Genomic DNA, 15,164 nt, shown 5'->3' on the forward strand with positions numbered 1-15,164 from the left:
GCAACTCCATGATCACCGATGCGGCCTCACCCGCTTCTCGCGACTCCGTAGAGGCCGAACTGCTCACGAAATACCTGGTCAGCGGCCTGCCGGCCGACTACGCAATCACCCTGGTCCGACCCGAAGCCTGCGTTCTTCTACACCATCGACAAGGATCTCAGCGACAAGGACCGCAACGAGTTGTCCAGACTCGCCAGCGAGTATGGCGAGACACCCGGCTTCCTCGATTCACTGGAAGAGAGACCCGCGCTCACCGATCCAGACGGCAAGAAGATCGATGACTATCCTGAGGCCATGCGGGCGAACGCGCGCAACATCGCGACCGAGTTTCGATGCGGCTATGCAGGGAGTTGAGCGATGTCCGTTGTCGTCACCTCGGTGATCGGAGTTGTCGCGGTCGCACTGATCCTCGTGGCCGTCATCCCCTGGTACACACAGCAACGGCTCCGGGGCGCGGACGACAAAGCCTACGAACGGTTCACAGCCGCCACCGAACTCCGACGCGTCGTGGTCGAGGCGACCGTCGCGGTGCTGCTGCTCGTCGGCGCGGTCACGGCGATCAACGAGTACCGCGCGACCAAGGCCCGTCAGGACAGCGAACGGTTCGCGCAAGTCATCGAGCTGCTGGGATCGCCAGACGCGCCCACCCAGATCGGCGCCGTCTACGGCATGGAAGGTGTCGCTAGTACGGCAGCCGCCATTAGGGCTGTGACCAGGTAGGACGCGTTGGCAGGGTGGTGCAACGTAGACGCAGCCGCCTGTTGATCATGTGTTTGTGAGGACTACAAGATCGAAGGCGGCTGCTGCTGCCAGGGTAGCGGCCGACCGCGCTGAGCGCGCACGGGCCGAGCTGTTGGAGCGAACGCGGTCCTGTTTCGTCCAAGTGCGGACGTGGCTGCACGCGGGCCGGTACGTGTCGGCGCTGGTCAGCAGGATGCCGAAACGCAACGGGTGGACCATCGCCGAGCATGTCGGGGATGCCACGCCGGACCGGACCCAGCGGTTGTTGAACAGGGCGGTGTGGGACACCGAGGGTATGGCGAGCCAGGTACGGCGGTACGCGGCGGCCGGGTTGGACACCGCTGCCGGCCGTCGGCGGCGGCGTGGGCTGGCGGTCGGGGCGTTGGACGAGACCGGGCACCCGAAGCAGGGCACGGCGACGGCCGGGGTGAAACGGCAGTACATGGGCTGCGCCGGTCGGGTCGCCAACGGCATCAACACGGTCCACCTGGCCTATGTGCGGGAACGGACCGGGCACGCCCTGGTCGCAGCCCGGCGGTGGATCCCCGCCGAGCAGATCACCGACCCGGACACCGCCGCGCGGACAGGGCTGCCGACGGACACGCAGTTCCGCACGAAGGGCCAACTCGCGATCGACCTGTGCACCCACGCCTACGCCGACGAGCTGACCTTCGACGTGATCTGCGGTGACGAGGTGTACGGCGGCTGCACCGAACTGAGGGAGTTCCTCGAAGCCCGTGGGCAGGCGTACGTGCTGCGGGTCGCCTCGACGTGCGTGATCCAGACGCCGTCCGGTGACAGGCTGACCTGCGCGCAAGCCGTTACGGAACTCGCCGGCAGGCGCGGTCGTGGCTGGCAGGTCCGCTCGGCCGGTGCCGGGTCGAAGGGACACCGCTGGTACGCGTGGGCATGGATCGCCACCGCCTCACCCCGCCACCACCTCCTCGTGCGCCGTCACCTGGCCACCGGCGAACTGGCGTTCCACTACTGCTTCGTGCCCGAGGGGCAACCGGTGGTCGTGTCGCGGCTGGTCCGCGCCGCCGGGCTGCGGTGGCCGGTCGAGGAATGCTTCGAGTTCGGCAAGGACCACTTCGGCCTGGACCAGTGCCAGGCCCGCCTCCACGACGCGATCGCCCGGCACACCGTACTGGTCATGGCCGCTCTCGCCGTCTGCGCGGTCACCGCCGCGCGGTTACGCCACCGCACCGACAGCCAGGCACCCCCACCGGCCACACCCGACCAGCCGCCACCGGCCGAGCCCGGACTGATCCCACTGACCGTGCCCGAGATCGGACGGCTTCTCGCCGACGTCCTCCACCACCCACAACCACCCGACCACGCCCTCAACTGGCTGACCTGGCGACGACGACACCAGGCCCGCGCCCGCTGGTTCCACCAACGCACCCGCCTCAACCGCGAATACGCCCTGGTCAACTAGCAAATGGCGGCTGCCGTACTAGTAGTACTTTGTTAGGTCGGTACCAGTTGGTGGCAGAGGGGGCAGAACCCGAGCCAGGTCGCGAGTAGGTACTGCAGTCCGCGTAGGACGGTGTACAGGCTCAGGTCCGCCCCGCCGCTTTTGGGCGGGCTGTCCGTAGTCGGGTGAGGAACAGTTGGGCGGCCGTGGCGAGAGTGACGTGGCGGTGCCAGCCGATCCAGGAGCGGCCCTCGAAGTGGTCAAGGCCGAGGGCGGTCTTGAGTTCGCGGTAGTCGTGCTCGACGCGCCAGCGGCTCTTGGCCAGGCGGACCAGGTCGGCGAGTGGTGTGTCGGTGGGCAGGTCGGACAGCCAGTAGTCGCTGGGTTCGTCGTGGCCGGGAGGCCATTGCACGAGCAGCCAGCATTCGGGCAGGACGCCGTCATCGCCGCACTGTGATCCGCGTCGGATCACCCGGCCGGCGGGACGCACCCGTACTGCGAGGAAGTGCCCGGACAGCTCGCCGGCGGGCCGGTCCGGGCTGCGGTCACGGGTGGGTTGCCGGGGACGCCAGCGCACCAGACGCGCGGCGTCGGCGCCGTGAGCGAGGGCCAGGTCTTTCAGGCTGCGGGCCGGCTGGGGGTAGCGCGGTCCGGGGTGCTTACCGACACCGGCGTAGGGCACCGGCACGGGGTGGGCGTCGCCGGGTTGCGCGGTCGTGGACGAGGTGGTCGCCACGATGTAGGCGATACCGCGTTCGGTCAGGCCCTGACGGAACTCGGCGACCTGGCCGTAGCCGGCGTCGGCGGTCAGCAGCGGCGGACGCAGCCCCCACTCGGCCAGCTCGTCGAGCATCTCCAGGGCCATCATCCACTTCGGCCGGTACCGCTCGGTGTCGGGGACCTTCGATGCCGCCCGGCGTCTGCGGATCTGATCGATCTGCTCGGCGGGCGGCAGCCGCACCCGTGCGTGTGGCTTCTTCGCCCCGGCCTGGTCGAGGGTGACCGGTTGCTGGCGCAGCCTGCGGGCGTGCGTGTTCTCGGGCTTGCCGTCCGGGCCTGGCACGCAGGTCTCGTCCCAGGACTCCGGCACGAACAGTCGCCAGTTCAGCACCGCCGACGCCGTGTCGGTCGCGGCGTGGACGCTCACGGCGATCTGGCAGTTGGCGACCTTGCCGAGGGTGCCGGAGTACTGCCGGGCCACACACGCCGAGGCCCTACCGTCCATCGGGAATCCGGTGTCGTCGACCACCCACACCCGCGGTTCGACCAGGTCGACCGCGGCCGTGGCCGTCCGCCGCCGCACGCCGGCGACGTCCCAGGTGGACGAGGTCAGGAACTGCTGCAACTGCTGGTGGTCGACCCCGAGCCGCTGCGCCATGGGCTGCATCGACTTGCGCCGGCCGTCCAGCATCAGCCCACGCAGATACCGCAGACCGGTCGCCCGCTGGTCCGACCGTCGCATTCCCGAGAACACCCCGGCCGCGAAGTCCTCCAACTGCGCCCGTACCCGAACCAGATCCAGCTCATCCACGCACCGCAGCCAAACACCGCCGAGATGCCCGCACAAGCGACACGCCACAACGACCTAACAAAGTACTACTAGTAGGGCAGCCGTACTTCGTAACCTGACCGGTGCGGTGGGGTATGGACGGACAGGATGTGCGGCGACGGAGACGGCCACCGCATGATCGTCCGGTGTTGTGTGGACAACGAAGGATCACGAGGTGGCCGCAGCGGCCATGGTAGAGGCCGGTCGTGTCGAGGAGAACCTCGCCACGCTGATGGGAGACCTCGGCGCGTGTTTCGCCCGGGTCGAACCACTACGGCAGGCCGGCAAGTACGTCCGTGGCCTGATCGCCGACCTGCCACGCAAGAACTGCTGGACCCTCGCCGAACACGCCGGGGACACCACCCCCGACCGGATGCAACGACTCCTCGAACGCGCGGTCTGGGACACCGACAAGGCGATGGGCGTGGTCCGTGACTTCGCCGTGGCACGCCTGGCCGACCCGGACGGCGACAACACGCTGATCTTCGACGAGAGCGGCGTGGAGAAGACCGGCACCGGCACGTGCGGCGTGACCCGCCAGTACGTGGGCTGCGCGGGAAAGGTCACCAACGCCGTCAACCTGGTCAACGCCACCTACGCCACCCGCGCCGGCCACGCCCTGGTCGGCTCCCGCCTGTGGATCCCCGCCGCCCACCTCGACGACGACGCCCGCCGCGCCGCCACCGGCGTCCCCGCCGACACCGAGTTCGCGACCAAACCCCGACTCGCCACCGACCTGCTCACCGAGACACTCGACGCCGGCGTACCCGTGCGGTGGTGCACCGCCGACGCCGTCTACGGCCGGGACCGGCGACTACGCGACACCTGCGAGACCCGGGGAATCGGCTACAGCCTCGGCGTGCCGTGCTCGTTCCGGATCACCCTGCCCGGCTGGAAGACGAAGATCCGCGCCGACACCGCTGCCACCACCCTGACCACCGACACCGCCTGGCAGACCATGTCCTGCGGGGCGGGTTCCAAAGGCGACCGCTGGTACGCGTGGGCGTGGATCGCCACCGCCAGCCCCCGCCACTACCTGCTCGTACGCCGGAGCCTGGCTGACCCCGACGACCTGGCCTACTTCTACTGCTGGATACCGGAGCGCCTTCCGGCGACCCTGACCGCGTTGGTGAGGGTGACCGGCCGGCGGTGGACGATCGAGGAGGACCACGGCTTCGGCAAGGACCACTTCGGGTTCGACCAGTTCCAGAACCGCCTCCACACCCCGATCATGCGGCACATAGTGCTGGTCATGGCCGCGCTCGCCGTCTGCGCGGTCACCGCCGCCGACGCCGCGGCCGGGACCACGCCACCACCCCGACCCACCCACCCCAGCGAACCACCACCGGCCGACCTCGGACTCGCCCGGCTGACCGTGGTCGAGATCAAACGGCTGTACAACCTCGCGACCAGAGCCTGGCACAGCCTCGAACACCATCTCCGCTGGTCCTGGTGGCGCCGCCGCCATCAAGCCCGCGCCCGCTGGTACCACTACCGATCCAGACTCACATGATCAAGTCACGAAGTACGGCTGCCCTACTAGTGTACACCTCGGGGACCACAGGAACACCGAAAGGCGTGGGGGTCTCATATCGAAATGTCGCCGGGCTGATCGCCGCTCTTGGGAGCCTGATTCCGGCTGAAGGTAGGGAGGGTGGTAACGTTATGGCTCCGGCATTCGACGGGTGGCTATGGTCGACCCTCATACCTTTGGCCCATGGTCGGGGAGTGGCACTCGCCGACCCACGCGACGGATTGAACAGTCTCTTTGGAGGTACTGTCGATATCGTTACCGCGACGCCGTCACTGCTGGCGGCGCACGAGCCGCCTGCTAAGAGCGCCGGGCTGCGGACGGTCGTATCCGCAGGTGAAGCGTGCCCTCCCGCCGTCGCGCAGCGGTGGTCCGATGGCCGCCGTTTCATCAACGCATACGGTCCTACTGAGACGACGATTTGCGCGACGTGGGCCGACACTGAAGCGGGTGACGACCCGGAGACGATCGGTCGACCTTTGCCAAACTATCGCCTTCAAGTGCTCAACAGCGATCTCCAACCGGTTCCGAATGGATCCGTTGGCGAGCTGTTCATTTCGGGTGTCGGCGTTGGCCGAGGCTACCGAAATCAGCCGGGCCAGACAGCTTCCCGGTTCCTGCCCGATCCGACTCGAGCCGGAAGCCGGATGTATCGCACAGGTGATTTGGTGCGGACCCGGCCGGACGGGGCGTTGGAATTCGTTGGGCGTGCCGATCAGCAGATCAAGATCCGCGGCTACCGAGTAGAACCTGCGGGCGTCGAGGCCATCGCCCGAGCCGTGCCCGGGATCCGAACTGCGGTCGCGTTCGGCATTCCGGATTCCGGAGGAACTTCCCTCGGACTGGCCGTGGTCCCCGACCAGTCGGTGGAGGACTCGATCGAGGGACAGGTACTCACCAAGTTGCAGGCCGCTCTCCCCGACTACATGATCCCGACGCGAACGATCGTTCTGCGCGAACTGCCGCTCACGGTTGCCGGTAAGGTGGATGACGCGAAGCTGGCTCAGCTTGGCAGTCAAGCCGATCAGCGGACAACGGACGGAACAGTCCCCTCCTCCCCCAACGAGCTCCTGATCTCCCAGATCTGGTCCGAGGCCCTCGAGAAGCCAGTGGAAACCATCGAGGCAAACTTCTTCGAGCTCGGAGGCCACTCGTTGATCGCTGCCCGGGTCGTTGCTAGGCTTCGTTCCGCCACCGGAGTGAAGGTCACCATGCGTCAGCTCTTCGCGGCGCCGACCGTCCAGTCCCTAGCGACGACATTGGATCGGCTAGCCGGCGAACAAGCGCCTACAGTGTTGCGGCGCTAGGACTTGACGACAAGCCGGCACTCCGGTACTTCGGGACGAAGTCGGGAGGCTATCATCGACACACGGCAGAACGTCAATCCAATCACCCCTGAGAAAGAAGGTCCGTCAGGCACAGGCGGTTCGGAGCGACGTCGCCTACCTAGATCGTATCTGATATGGCTTGCCGGGATCCTCGCCTCACTCGTCGGGAACTCCTTGTTCTACTTCGCGCTCGGTTGGTCGGCGAGCGCGTACGGGGGAGCAGTCGCGGGCCTCGTTCTCACAACGATTACGCTACCTCGGGTGCTGTTGCTCCTGTTCGGTGGAGCGGTCGGCGATCGGATGAGTGCACGACGGGTTCTCATCCTTGGCGACGCAACGATGCTGGTGCTCTCCGTCGTCCTGGCCGCAACGGCTTTCCACCTCGGAACACCGCCGTGGTTGCTTATCGTTGCCGGCACCTTTGTCGGGATCGTCGATGCCTTCTACCTTCCTGCGTCCGGTTCGATGCCTCGCCGTCTGGTAGACAAGAACCAACTCGCTCAAGCCCTGGCGCTCCGCAAGGTAGGCGGTCAGCTGGTCGCGTTGGGTGGCGGCCCCCTTGGCGGAATCTTGGTCGGGTTGGCCGGGCTGGCCGGTGCCGCTTTGGTCAATGCGGTGACGTTCGCGGTAGTGCTGGTCGTGCTGATCACTATTCGGCCGCAGTCGGATAGGACCGAGGTTGGGTCGAGTAGAGGGTTGTTGGAGGATGCCTTCGACGGAGTCCGAGTCGGCTTTCGCGACCCCCTTTTGCGGCCCGCATTGCTCCTGACCGGAGCGGCCGCAGGATTCCTTCTACCCGTATTGCCCCTGCTCGTCCCGTTGCTGGCGCGTCAGGAGCATTGGGGAGTGGCAGTCGCCGGCCTAATACTGGGCTCCCAGAGTATCGGTATGGTCGCTGTCACTTTGGCCGTCGTCCGCCGCGGCTCGCTCGGTCGTCCCGGCCTGCTCTCTACGTGGGGTCTCATCACCGCCTGTGTCGGAGTTCTGGGGCTGGCGGTGGCTCCCAGCGCCGCGGTCGCTATCGGCGCAGGACTGGTCATGGGGGTCGGGAACGGCATGTTCGTCTCGCATATCACTCCGCTCATCTTGGCCGAAACACCGGACACCCATCTATCCCGGATACAAGCCCTGTTGACCCTGCTTCAAGCGCTTGCTCTGCTCGTCATGAACAACGTACTGGGCAACATTGCCTCGCACTGGAGTGTGACAGCTGCGGTTGTGATCTGTGCTCTTGCGGGCATGGGTACCGGCCTACTCGGCCTCGTCTCCGCGCCGCTTCGCACTGCCCGCGCCGACTCTACAGACTCGGCGTGACACTGCCTACGGCGGATCAGTACCGGCCACGCCACCGAGGAGCGATCCGGCGGACGTCGTTGTCGACCCGGTCGTGCAGGCGGCGATTCGAGTCCTCGGCAGGGTTCCCTATCGCGAAGACCGCCGGCTGGATCTGAGCCGCTCCAATCTGCGCGGCATCGACCTGCTCGGCGGCGACTTCCGTAACACATCCTTCGACGAATCCAACTTGTTTCAGATCAATGCGTCCGGAGCGGATCTACGCGGGGCGAGCTTCAACGGTGCGGTCAGCGGCCGAGAGCTCTGCGACGCCCGCCTGGGTGACAACCGAGGACTGCCCGCCGATGACTGCTGAAGTGAGCGGTATCAAAAGCCCGTTTGCTGAAGGTGCCTAACCGCCTTCGCCAGGGTGCCGGCCGTTCGGAACGTATATAGCCGTTCCCCCGGTCGGTCAGGTAGACGACCTGCCGGACTCAGGTGTCTCGCGCGCCGCAGCGGCGAGCCGGCCCTCAACCGGATCGGCAACTCAGCCGACCGCCGTTCTGTGTCAACCCGGCTCACCGCAGTGGCGGCGGTGGGCGGCGCCGTCGAGGCGGTGGCGGGCGATGGTGAACAGTTCGGCGATCTCGGCCGGCAACCGGGCTGCGGTCTCCCGGTGCAGATGCCGGCGGGCCGCCGCCGGCAGGCCGGTGAGCACGAAGTCGTCCAGCCCGGTCACCAGACACAACCCGCCCAGCCGCGCCTCAAACGCCGGCAACGGTTCGCCGCGCTGTAGGCGTACGGTCAGACGGGCCCAGGCCCAGGCGGCCCGGTTCATGTCGGTCGGCACCTGGACCACGGCGGTGGTCAGCAGCCGGCGGCGTACCGTCCGGGGCCGGACCACGCCCGCCGCGGTCAGCCGCCGCGCGACCTGGCCGTGGGCCCGCGGCGCCAGCAACGCCAACCACGTTCCTACCCGCCGGTGTCGCGGCTCCGCCGCCAGCCAGCGCAGGATCCAGCCGCCGAGCGCGTCCACCGGTACGTGCCGCGCGGCCAGCCACAACCGGCCGTCGTGCACCCGCAGCGCGCCCGCGTCGACCAGGTCGGCCAGCAGGGCGGCGGCCAGACCGTACCCGACCGGCCCGGCCGGCAGACGCGGCCGACCCGTCACATCATCGGCCGCCAACAGGAAGAACTCGTCCGCCAGCAGCGGCGACCGGCCCCGTACCGCCGCAGCCGGCACCGGCACCCCACCACCGGAAGCGACAGCGGCCGTGGCGGCGGTGGTGGCCTGGGTGCGGTAGACCGTCATGCCGGCTCCCGCCGCCGCGCCCACGCGATGAACCGCGCGTACGTCTGTGCCGGCGTCAGGCCGGGCAGGTCACGGGCGGCTTCGGCGGCGAGCACGGCGACGTACATGCAGCGGCCGATCCGGTCGAAGCTCGCCATCAGCTCCGCGCGGGCCGGCTCGCACGGCCACGGCCGGCGGCAGGCCCGGCACCGCCACGACGGACGCGCCGCCACATGCCCGACCCGGCCGACCACGGCCACCACCCGCGCGGTCACCGCCCGGCCCGCCGCCGGGACCGGCCGGGCCACACCCAGGTCCGCCGCAGGGTCACGGTCCGCGCCGGCTGCGGCGCCCACCGACGCCCGGCCGCCTCGACCTGCGCGGGCAGCAGCCCGCCGGTCGGACACGCCGGGCAGGTCAGGGTACGGCCACAGCCGGGACACCAGCGGTGCCGATGCCGACACAAACTGAACCCGACCACCGCGCCGACCAGCACCGCGATCGCGGCGGCGAGCACCACATCCAGCATCAACGTACCCCTCTCCCTGTGTCGTCCACTGTGTTCACCGGCTGGCGGGTCCGGGTCGACCGGATCAGGCCGGCATCCCGGCCTGGAACTGCCGCGACTGCCAGTCCCGCAACGCCTGCTTGATCCGCACGTTCTCGTCCCGGGTGACCGCCAACTCGGCCCGCACCGCCGCCAACTCGTCGGCGACCAGGTGCAGGAAGGCGCGTACCTCGGTCGGGTCGCAACCGCGCCGGGTGCGGACCGCGAACCGCCGGTCGCGGACCAGCCCAGGGCTGATCGACGGCCGCACCACACTGGCGCCGTAGTAGAGGTGGGTGGCGGCGTTGGCGCCGTGCCGGGCCGGCGGACGCGACCCACCGCCGACAGCAGCGGCGGGAGGCCGGGTGGCCGGGCGGGTCTGGTTGGCGAGGCTGGCGAGCAGCCGGGCCTGCCGCCGGGAGCGCCGAGGGAACAGGACACGGTCGAGGAGTCTGCGCACGGGTGGGACCGCCCTTTCGAAGGTCACGGGATCGCCGCTACATCGCGGTTCGGTGGGGAAGGTGGGATGGGCGGCCCGACCCCGAACGGGGGCGCGGAGGTCGGGCCGCCCGCCCTGCGCACGCAGCCACAAACGGCGGTACGCCCACAGGGCCGCTGGTACGGGCATCCGGCGGCTCAGTTCGCCGCACGCCGAAGATCGGGGTTCACTTCTGGGTTGTGTGCAGTGGCCGGCGGTGCCGCGTGCACCGGCTCGGCCGGGGCGTCGATGGGGATCGCCGAGGTAGCGCCGATCGTCGAAGGAGCAGCTGAGCGCTGCTCCACGGGATCGACGCCACCCCGGCGGGTCTCCCGCAGTGCCTAGCTGGGGGGAACTGTCGCCCACTTTACCGACGTTGTCGGTAAAGTCAACGATGCACTTGAAGTGACCTCGTGATCTGTGATCGAATGTGCGGGCCTAGCTGGGGGATTTCCACATGCCCGCACGTCAGTTCGAGCCGCACTACCGCCGCATCATCGCCGACATCCGGCAGCGCATCGCCTCTGGCGAGTGGCCGCCGGGACACCGACTGCCGTCAACCCGCGAGCTGGCCGACTTGTACGAGGTCAGGAGCCAGTCGACCGTCCGTCAGGCCATCACGATCCTGATCGAGACCGGCGAGCTGTACGGCCACCAAGGACTCGGTGTCTTCGTGCCGAAGGAGACGTCGGACCGGTAGGTCGGCACCGTGCCCGCCTGCCGCGCCGTCTCGCTCCGGCACGACCGGGTCCTGGTCGTCGGGCATCCGGGGCGACACGCACCGCATCCAGCATCACAACCCCTTTCCGGGTACGTCCACTGTGTTGGCCGGTGGGCCTGGGCTTCTTCGCGGGGCCTGCCGCCGCCGGTCACGGGGGCTTCCGGCGGCGGCAGGCCGCGTCAGGGTCCGGCAACTTCAGCGGTACGGCTTCTGTGCCAAACCCCGCACACACCGTGGCCGATGACTGACCGACTGCGGTAGGCGTCCCGCCCGGGACGGGGCGACGCTCCCGCGCCACTGGAAGGGATGCTTCCCGTTGCGGGAACCATCCCCTGCTTCCCCTCTTGACATCCGTCGTTGACGTATTCCCCGGCAGGGGCAGGAATTGCTCGACGCAGATGGTTGAAGGCGGCATTCACCGGGTGGGATACTGTCCAAAATCGATTACCGCCACAGGAAGTTCGCGTCATCCCGTATCAGTTGAGCGCCACACTTCGGGGGTGTCATGCAGAACCATCCGCTCACCGAACCACGCGAACGCCTGGGCCTGACCCGCCGGCAACTCGCCGACGCCGCCAACAAGATCCTCTACCCCGATCCCGGACAGGCAGCCCACAGCGCTTTCACCGCCAACTACCTGGGCAAACTCGAAAACTCAAGATCCGCTACCTCTCGCCGAGGACTACCGCACCGCCCTGCGCATCGCCCTCAACGCCGACACCGACGACGAATTCGGATTCCGGCCAACACACAAGCTGAAGGGCCGCACCCACCCTCATTCGAAGGGTCTACCCCAATCGGCGGGACATGGAATCGGCCGGCTGGCGTAGTCCCAAAAACGGCATACAACCCAGGCCGATGCTAGAGCACGGCGAGGCCGGAGAACTGGACACGAACCGTTGCCACCTGGGACGATCACAGCCTACTGCGAGGGCATGAACAGGTGCCCCGACTGGGTAAACTCGATATAGAAACCAGCTTCAACAACTAGAGTGGAGAATCTGTGAGCCTGGCGGATAGCACCTTCGGGTTACTACTCAGACACATGACACCCTTGGTAATGGCCCCGCCAGGCCCACTCCCACCCGCAGGTCCACAGTTGCGCGGGGTTGTGCGATCCAGCTCCGATCGAGCACGCGTATTCTACTGCAAAGACGCAGAAATGGCCGACGGATTCGGATTTGAATTTGACCTTTCACGCGATGGAGGCAGCTTAGATGTCGACGCGGCAGTCGACTGGATACGAGTGAAGGTTGCGGCCGACGAACTGCCTCAACTAGCAGAGAGTTTCTCAGGTATTCGCGATAGTCATGGCAATTTGGTCGTTGCCGCCAGCGACTTAGGTTTTGAGGCCACCAATAGCGGCGCGTGGTTCGATCAAATCTATTCAGCATTCTCAGCATCTTTGTACACGGTGGCGGCTTCCCGTGGTTCGAGGACGTATACTCGTGTGCTGGATTTCTGCTCACCAAAGATCAGAGGTGCCGCTTCTACATCAAACCCAAGGAAGATAAGGATACCTATGGGCTTGATGTTCCACTTCTATCGGAGTCAAGTGGGCTCGTCAGACCAGGGATGGGAGGCAGCTTTCCGCAAGAACTAGCGTCCATCATCCAGTCACGGCACATAGTGACACAGCCTACGATCAACTCGCCCGATGAATACGCCTCAGTAGTCTTTGACTTGACCGACTGGTTCTCATAAATACCGCGGTGTTGCCGGCGACGTACGCTCCGGAGTGCGACGAGTACCGCCTCAAACAGGCCTACCAACAAGGGCGGCAGCCAGACCCGCACCCGGCCGCGCCGAACGCGTACGCGCGGTGATCGGCAGTCGGCCGCAGGCCGCAGGCGGTAAGCGTCCCGCCCGGGACGGGGCGACGCTCCCGCCCCACTGGAAGGGATGCTTCCCGTTGCGGGAACCATCCCCTGCCTCCCCTCTTGACATTTACGTGTTGACGTATTCCCTGGCAGGGTCAGGAATTGCTCGACGCAGATGGTTGAAGGCGGCATTCACCAGGTGGGATACTGTCCAAAGTCGATTACCGCCACAGGCAGTTCGCGGCATCACGCATCAGATCGTGCGCCACACTTCGGGGGTGTCATGCAGAACCATCCGCTCACCGCAGCACGCGAACGCCTGGGCCTGACCCGCCGGCAACTCGCCGACCAGGTCAACAAGATCCTCTACCCCGACCCCGGACAAGCAGCCCACAGCGCCTTCACCGCCAACTACCTGGGCAAACTCGAAAAAGGGCAAGATCCGCTACCCCGCCGAGGACTACCGCACCGCTCTGCGCATCGCCCTCAACGCCGACACCGACGACGAACTCGGATTCCGCAACCCTCGTACGGTAGTACGGCAGGATGTTGCTGCTGTTGTCGAATCGGAGACCAGCGCCGTCTCCGGCAACAGAAGGGTTGTGCCCGCTGCCCGAAGCGTAGGTTCCGAAGGGCTGGTCGAGCAGCCCTCGGTCATCCTGGCCCGGATTCGCGAGAACAACGACGCGAGCGTCAGCCACGCTCTGCTGGACACTCTGGATCTCTACGTTTCGGATGTCGTCGCACGCTACGAGGAGGAAGGGCCACTCACGCTCGCCGCCGACGTGGTGCGGCAACGACGCTGGGTGCAGAGCCTCATCCCGCTGCGGATGCAGCCTCGGTGCGGCGCACGGCTACTCGCCATCGCCGGACAGCTCTCCGGGCTGCTCAGCTACATGTCGGTCAATCTCGGCCGATTCAGCTCGGCGCGGGCCTACGGGATCGAGGCGTTCCAGCTCGCCGACTACGCGGAGGACCGGGAGCTGAAGTCATGGGTACGGGGCACGCAGAGCTTCGCCGAGTTCTACGACGGGCAGTACCGCAAGGCGCTCGCCTACGCCGTGGACGGCCGCCGGTTCGCCAGCCGCGGACCACAGGCGGTGCGCCTCGCCGTCAACGGCGAGGCACGCGCGCACGCGAAGCTCGGCCAGACGCAGGAGGCAGAACAGGCGATCGGCACCGCCTACGAGGTGCTCTCGGACCTGTCACCCGAGCCCGGCATGAGTTCGTGTGTCTCGTTCGGCCTCTACAGCGAGGCACGGGTGGCGTCGAACGCCGCCACGGCGTTCCTCGCTCTGGGACGCACCGAGCAGGTTCTCGACCTGGCTGGCCGCGCGGTCACGATCGTCGACGCGTCCCCTTCCGTGTGGAGCCAGGCCCTGGTACGGCTGGACCTGGCGACCGCGCTGGCAGGCGGGGACCGACCCGATGTCGAGCAGGCCGCCGACGTCGCCCGCCAAGCCATGCGAGCCTGCCAGGACAACCAGGTCGAGTCGATACGTCAGCGGACCCGCGACCTCGCCACGATGGTCAGGGAGAAGTTCGACGATCCTTGCGCCGAGTCGTTCGTCGACGAGGTCTACACGTGGCTCGGCGAAGGCCGAGGTAACCGATGACGGCCCAGCCCGAAGCGCCGGCCCACGGCCGCGAACGGCCCTGGGCCGACCAGGAGTGGACCCGGTTCCAGCAGGTTCAACGGATGGTCAACCACTGGGGCCGCCCGGGGTGGACGCCTGGCCGGCGCTCCTACCACTGGATGGTGATGCTCGGCCACGTCCCAGCCCTTACCGCCATGGCGACCCACTGCCAGGATCAGCTGCGCCATCTGCCCCACCTCGACCTGGTCCCGACGGCCAGCCTGCACATCACCATGCAGCGACTCGCCTTCACCGACGAAGTCTCACCAGACGTGGCCACGGCAGTGGTCAACGACGTACGCAGACGTTGCGCCGGACTCCCCGCCATCCCGATCGAGATCGGCCCGCTCGCCGGCTCGCCAGGAGCAGTCCGCTTCAGTGTCGGTCCGCCTGGACCGGTCAGCAGGCTCCGTGACCTCATCCGCGAGTCCATCGCCGAGGTACGCGGACCGACCGCCCTACCCGAACGGGCAAGCCGATTCGTCCCGCACGTCAGCATCGCCTACCACAACACCACCGCCGACGCTCAGCCGCTCATCCAGAGGGTAGCCAGCCTTCGGCACCTCCGACCGGTCACGGCGGTCGTCCAATCCGTTGACCTGGTCGAGCTACGCCGCCAGAGCCATCAGTACATCGCATCGAGGCACGCCAGAGTCTCTTTGATCAGCTGATGACCGGACCGACCGGACGGTTCACCGAGCAGGCGATGACAAGGCGATGCACCAGATGCCGCCCAACGCCCGCTTGGCAACCTGGCACCGCCGCAGTCCGCAGAGCCTACCTGCATGTGTCACATTTGCGACACGGACGGACGGAAGATGGGCCACCGCAG

General features: G+C 67.3%; 16 protein-coding genes. 11 read left to right on the plus strand and 5 right to left on the minus strand.

Features of this window, described 5'->3' with window-relative positions; translation table 11 throughout:
• Positions 1-180: 180 nt before the first annotated feature.
• Genes O7608_RS31065 through O7608_RS31075 form a run of 3 tightly spaced genes read left to right on the plus strand, consistent with a single transcriptional unit; the run spans position 181 to position 2,179 of the window.
• On the plus strand, positions 181-354 hold the full coding sequence (locus O7608_RS31065) for a hypothetical protein (protein ID WP_289207923.1): 174 nt from the start codon (positions 181-183) through the stop codon (positions 352-354).
• A 3-nt stretch (positions 355-357) separates the two neighbouring features.
• The gene (locus O7608_RS31070; RefSeq protein WP_289207924.1) at positions 358-720 is read left to right on the plus strand and encodes a hypothetical protein; all 363 of its coding nucleotides are present in this window, start codon (positions 358-360) and stop codon (positions 718-720) included.
• A gap of 55 nt (positions 721-775) precedes the next feature.
• The gene (locus O7608_RS31075; RefSeq protein WP_502959154.1) at positions 776-2,179 is read left to right on the plus strand and encodes an IS701 family transposase; all 1,404 of its coding nucleotides are present in this window, start codon (positions 776-778) and stop codon (positions 2,177-2,179) included.
• A 121-nt stretch (positions 2,180-2,300) separates the two neighbouring features.
• On the opposite strand, the gene O7608_RS31080 is transcribed toward O7608_RS31075, so the two are convergent.
• The gene (locus tag O7608_RS31080; protein WP_289207926.1) at positions 2,301-3,689 is read right to left on the minus strand and encodes an IS701 family transposase; all 1,389 of its coding nucleotides are present in this window, start codon (positions 3,687-3,689) and stop codon (positions 2,301-2,303) included.
• A 193-nt stretch (positions 3,690-3,882) separates the two neighbouring features.
• On the opposite strand from O7608_RS31080, the gene O7608_RS31085 reads away from it, so the two are divergent.
• The 4 genes from O7608_RS31085 to O7608_RS31100 all read left to right on the plus strand — a co-directional run bounded on the left by O7608_RS31085 (position 3,883) and on the right by O7608_RS31100 (position 8,214).
• Positions 3,883-5,220 carry an IS701 family transposase gene (locus O7608_RS31085; protein WP_289205612.1) on the plus strand — a complete coding sequence of 446 codons (1,338 nt, stop codon included), beginning with the start codon at positions 3,883-3,885 and terminating at the stop codon, positions 5,218-5,220.
• Positions 5,217-6,545 (plus strand): non-ribosomal peptide synthetase, encoded by a 1,329-nt coding sequence (locus tag O7608_RS31090; RefSeq protein WP_289207927.1) that lies wholly within the window; start codon positions 5,217-5,219, stop codon positions 6,543-6,545. The genes O7608_RS31085 and O7608_RS31090 overlap by 4 nt, the downstream gene beginning before the upstream one ends.
• An 81-nt stretch (positions 6,546-6,626) precedes the next feature.
• Positions 6,627-7,880, plus strand: coding sequence for an MFS transporter (locus O7608_RS31095; protein WP_289211111.1), 1,254 nt, complete (start codon positions 6,627-6,629; stop codon positions 7,878-7,880).
• A gap of 73 nt (positions 7,881-7,953) precedes the next feature.
• Positions 7,954-8,214 carry a pentapeptide repeat-containing protein gene (locus O7608_RS31100; RefSeq protein WP_289207928.1) on the plus strand — a complete coding sequence of 87 codons (261 nt, stop codon included), beginning with the start codon at positions 7,954-7,956 and terminating at the stop codon, positions 8,212-8,214.
• A gap of 192 nt (positions 8,215-8,406) precedes the next feature.
• Here O7608_RS31100 and O7608_RS31105 read toward each other — a convergent pair whose 3' ends face one another.
• From O7608_RS31105 to O7608_RS31120, 4 genes are all read right to left on the minus strand, one after another.
• Positions 8,407-9,150 (minus strand): GOLPH3/VPS74 family protein, encoded by a 744-nt coding sequence (locus O7608_RS31105; protein ID WP_289207929.1) that lies wholly within the window; start codon positions 9,148-9,150, stop codon positions 8,407-8,409.
• Positions 9,147-9,437, minus strand: coding sequence for a hypothetical protein (locus O7608_RS31110; RefSeq protein WP_289207930.1), 291 nt, complete (start codon positions 9,435-9,437; stop codon positions 9,147-9,149). Before O7608_RS31110 ends, O7608_RS31105 begins: the two co-directional genes overlap by 4 nt.
• Positions 9,401-9,658, minus strand: coding sequence for a hypothetical protein (locus tag O7608_RS31115; RefSeq protein WP_289207931.1), 258 nt, complete (start codon positions 9,656-9,658; stop codon positions 9,401-9,403). Before O7608_RS31115 ends, O7608_RS31110 begins: the two co-directional genes overlap by 37 nt.
• A gap of 64 nt (positions 9,659-9,722) precedes the next feature.
• Positions 9,723-10,136: a DivIVA domain-containing protein gene (locus O7608_RS31120; protein ID WP_289207932.1), complete on the minus strand. Its 414-nt coding sequence runs from the start codon at positions 10,134-10,136 to the stop codon at positions 9,723-9,725.
• A gap of 475 nt (positions 10,137-10,611) precedes the next feature.
• Here O7608_RS31120 and O7608_RS31125 point away from each other — a divergent pair, with 475 nt between their 5' ends.
• The 4 genes from O7608_RS31125 (at position 10,612) to O7608_RS31140 (ending at position 15,003) form a co-directional block, all read left to right on the plus strand.
• Positions 10,612-10,854 (plus strand): GntR family transcriptional regulator, encoded by a 243-nt coding sequence (locus tag O7608_RS31125; protein WP_289207933.1) that lies wholly within the window; start codon positions 10,612-10,614, stop codon positions 10,852-10,854.
• Positions 10,855-12,037: 1,183 nt separating this feature from the next.
• Complete coding sequence (locus tag O7608_RS31130) at positions 12,038-12,478, plus strand: hypothetical protein (protein ID WP_289207934.1); 441 nt, start codon at positions 12,038-12,040, stop codon at positions 12,476-12,478.
• A gap of 657 nt (positions 12,479-13,135) precedes the next feature.
• Complete coding sequence (locus tag O7608_RS31135; RefSeq protein ID WP_502959233.1) at positions 13,136-14,311, plus strand: NsdA family TPR-like regulatory protein; 1,176 nt, start codon at positions 13,136-13,138, stop codon at positions 14,309-14,311.
• Positions 14,308-15,003 (plus strand): 2'-5' RNA ligase family protein, encoded by a 696-nt coding sequence (locus O7608_RS31140; RefSeq protein ID WP_289207936.1) that lies wholly within the window; start codon positions 14,308-14,310, stop codon positions 15,001-15,003. The genes O7608_RS31135 and O7608_RS31140 overlap by 4 nt, the downstream gene beginning before the upstream one ends.
• The last annotated feature ends 161 nt before the right edge of the window (positions 15,004-15,164 follow it).

Origin of the sequence: Solwaraspora sp. WMMA2056 (assembly GCF_030345095.1) — a bacterium.
In the GTDB taxonomy this organism is placed as follows: Bacteria; Actinomycetota; Actinomycetes; order Mycobacteriales; family Micromonosporaceae; genus Micromonospora_E.

Excerpts from the sequence above, each read along its gene's own strand:
- O7608_RS31070 (WP_289207924.1), top strand. The coding sequence starts at position 358 with ATGTCCGTTGTCGTCACCTCGGTGATCGGAGTTGTCGCGGTCGCACTG.
- O7608_RS31090 (WP_289207927.1), top strand. The coding sequence starts at position 5,217 with ATGATCAAGTCACGAAGTACGGCTGCCCTACTAGTGTACACCTCGGGG.
- O7608_RS31105 (WP_289207929.1), bottom strand. The coding sequence starts at position 9,150 with ATGACGGTCTACCGCACCCAGGCCACCACCGCCGCCACGGCCGCTGTC.
- O7608_RS31115 (WP_289207931.1), bottom strand. The coding sequence starts at position 9,658 with ATGCTGGATGTGGTGCTCGCCGCCGCGATCGCGGTGCTGGTCGGCGCG.
- O7608_RS31125 (WP_289207933.1), top strand. The coding sequence starts at position 10,612 with ATGCCCGCACGTCAGTTCGAGCCGCACTACCGCCGCATCATCGCCGAC.
- O7608_RS31130 (WP_289207934.1), top strand. The coding sequence starts at position 12,038 with ATGGCCGACGGATTCGGATTTGAATTTGACCTTTCACGCGATGGAGGC.
- O7608_RS31140 (WP_289207936.1), top strand. The coding sequence starts at position 14,308 with ATGACGGCCCAGCCCGAAGCGCCGGCCCACGGCCGCGAACGGCCCTGG.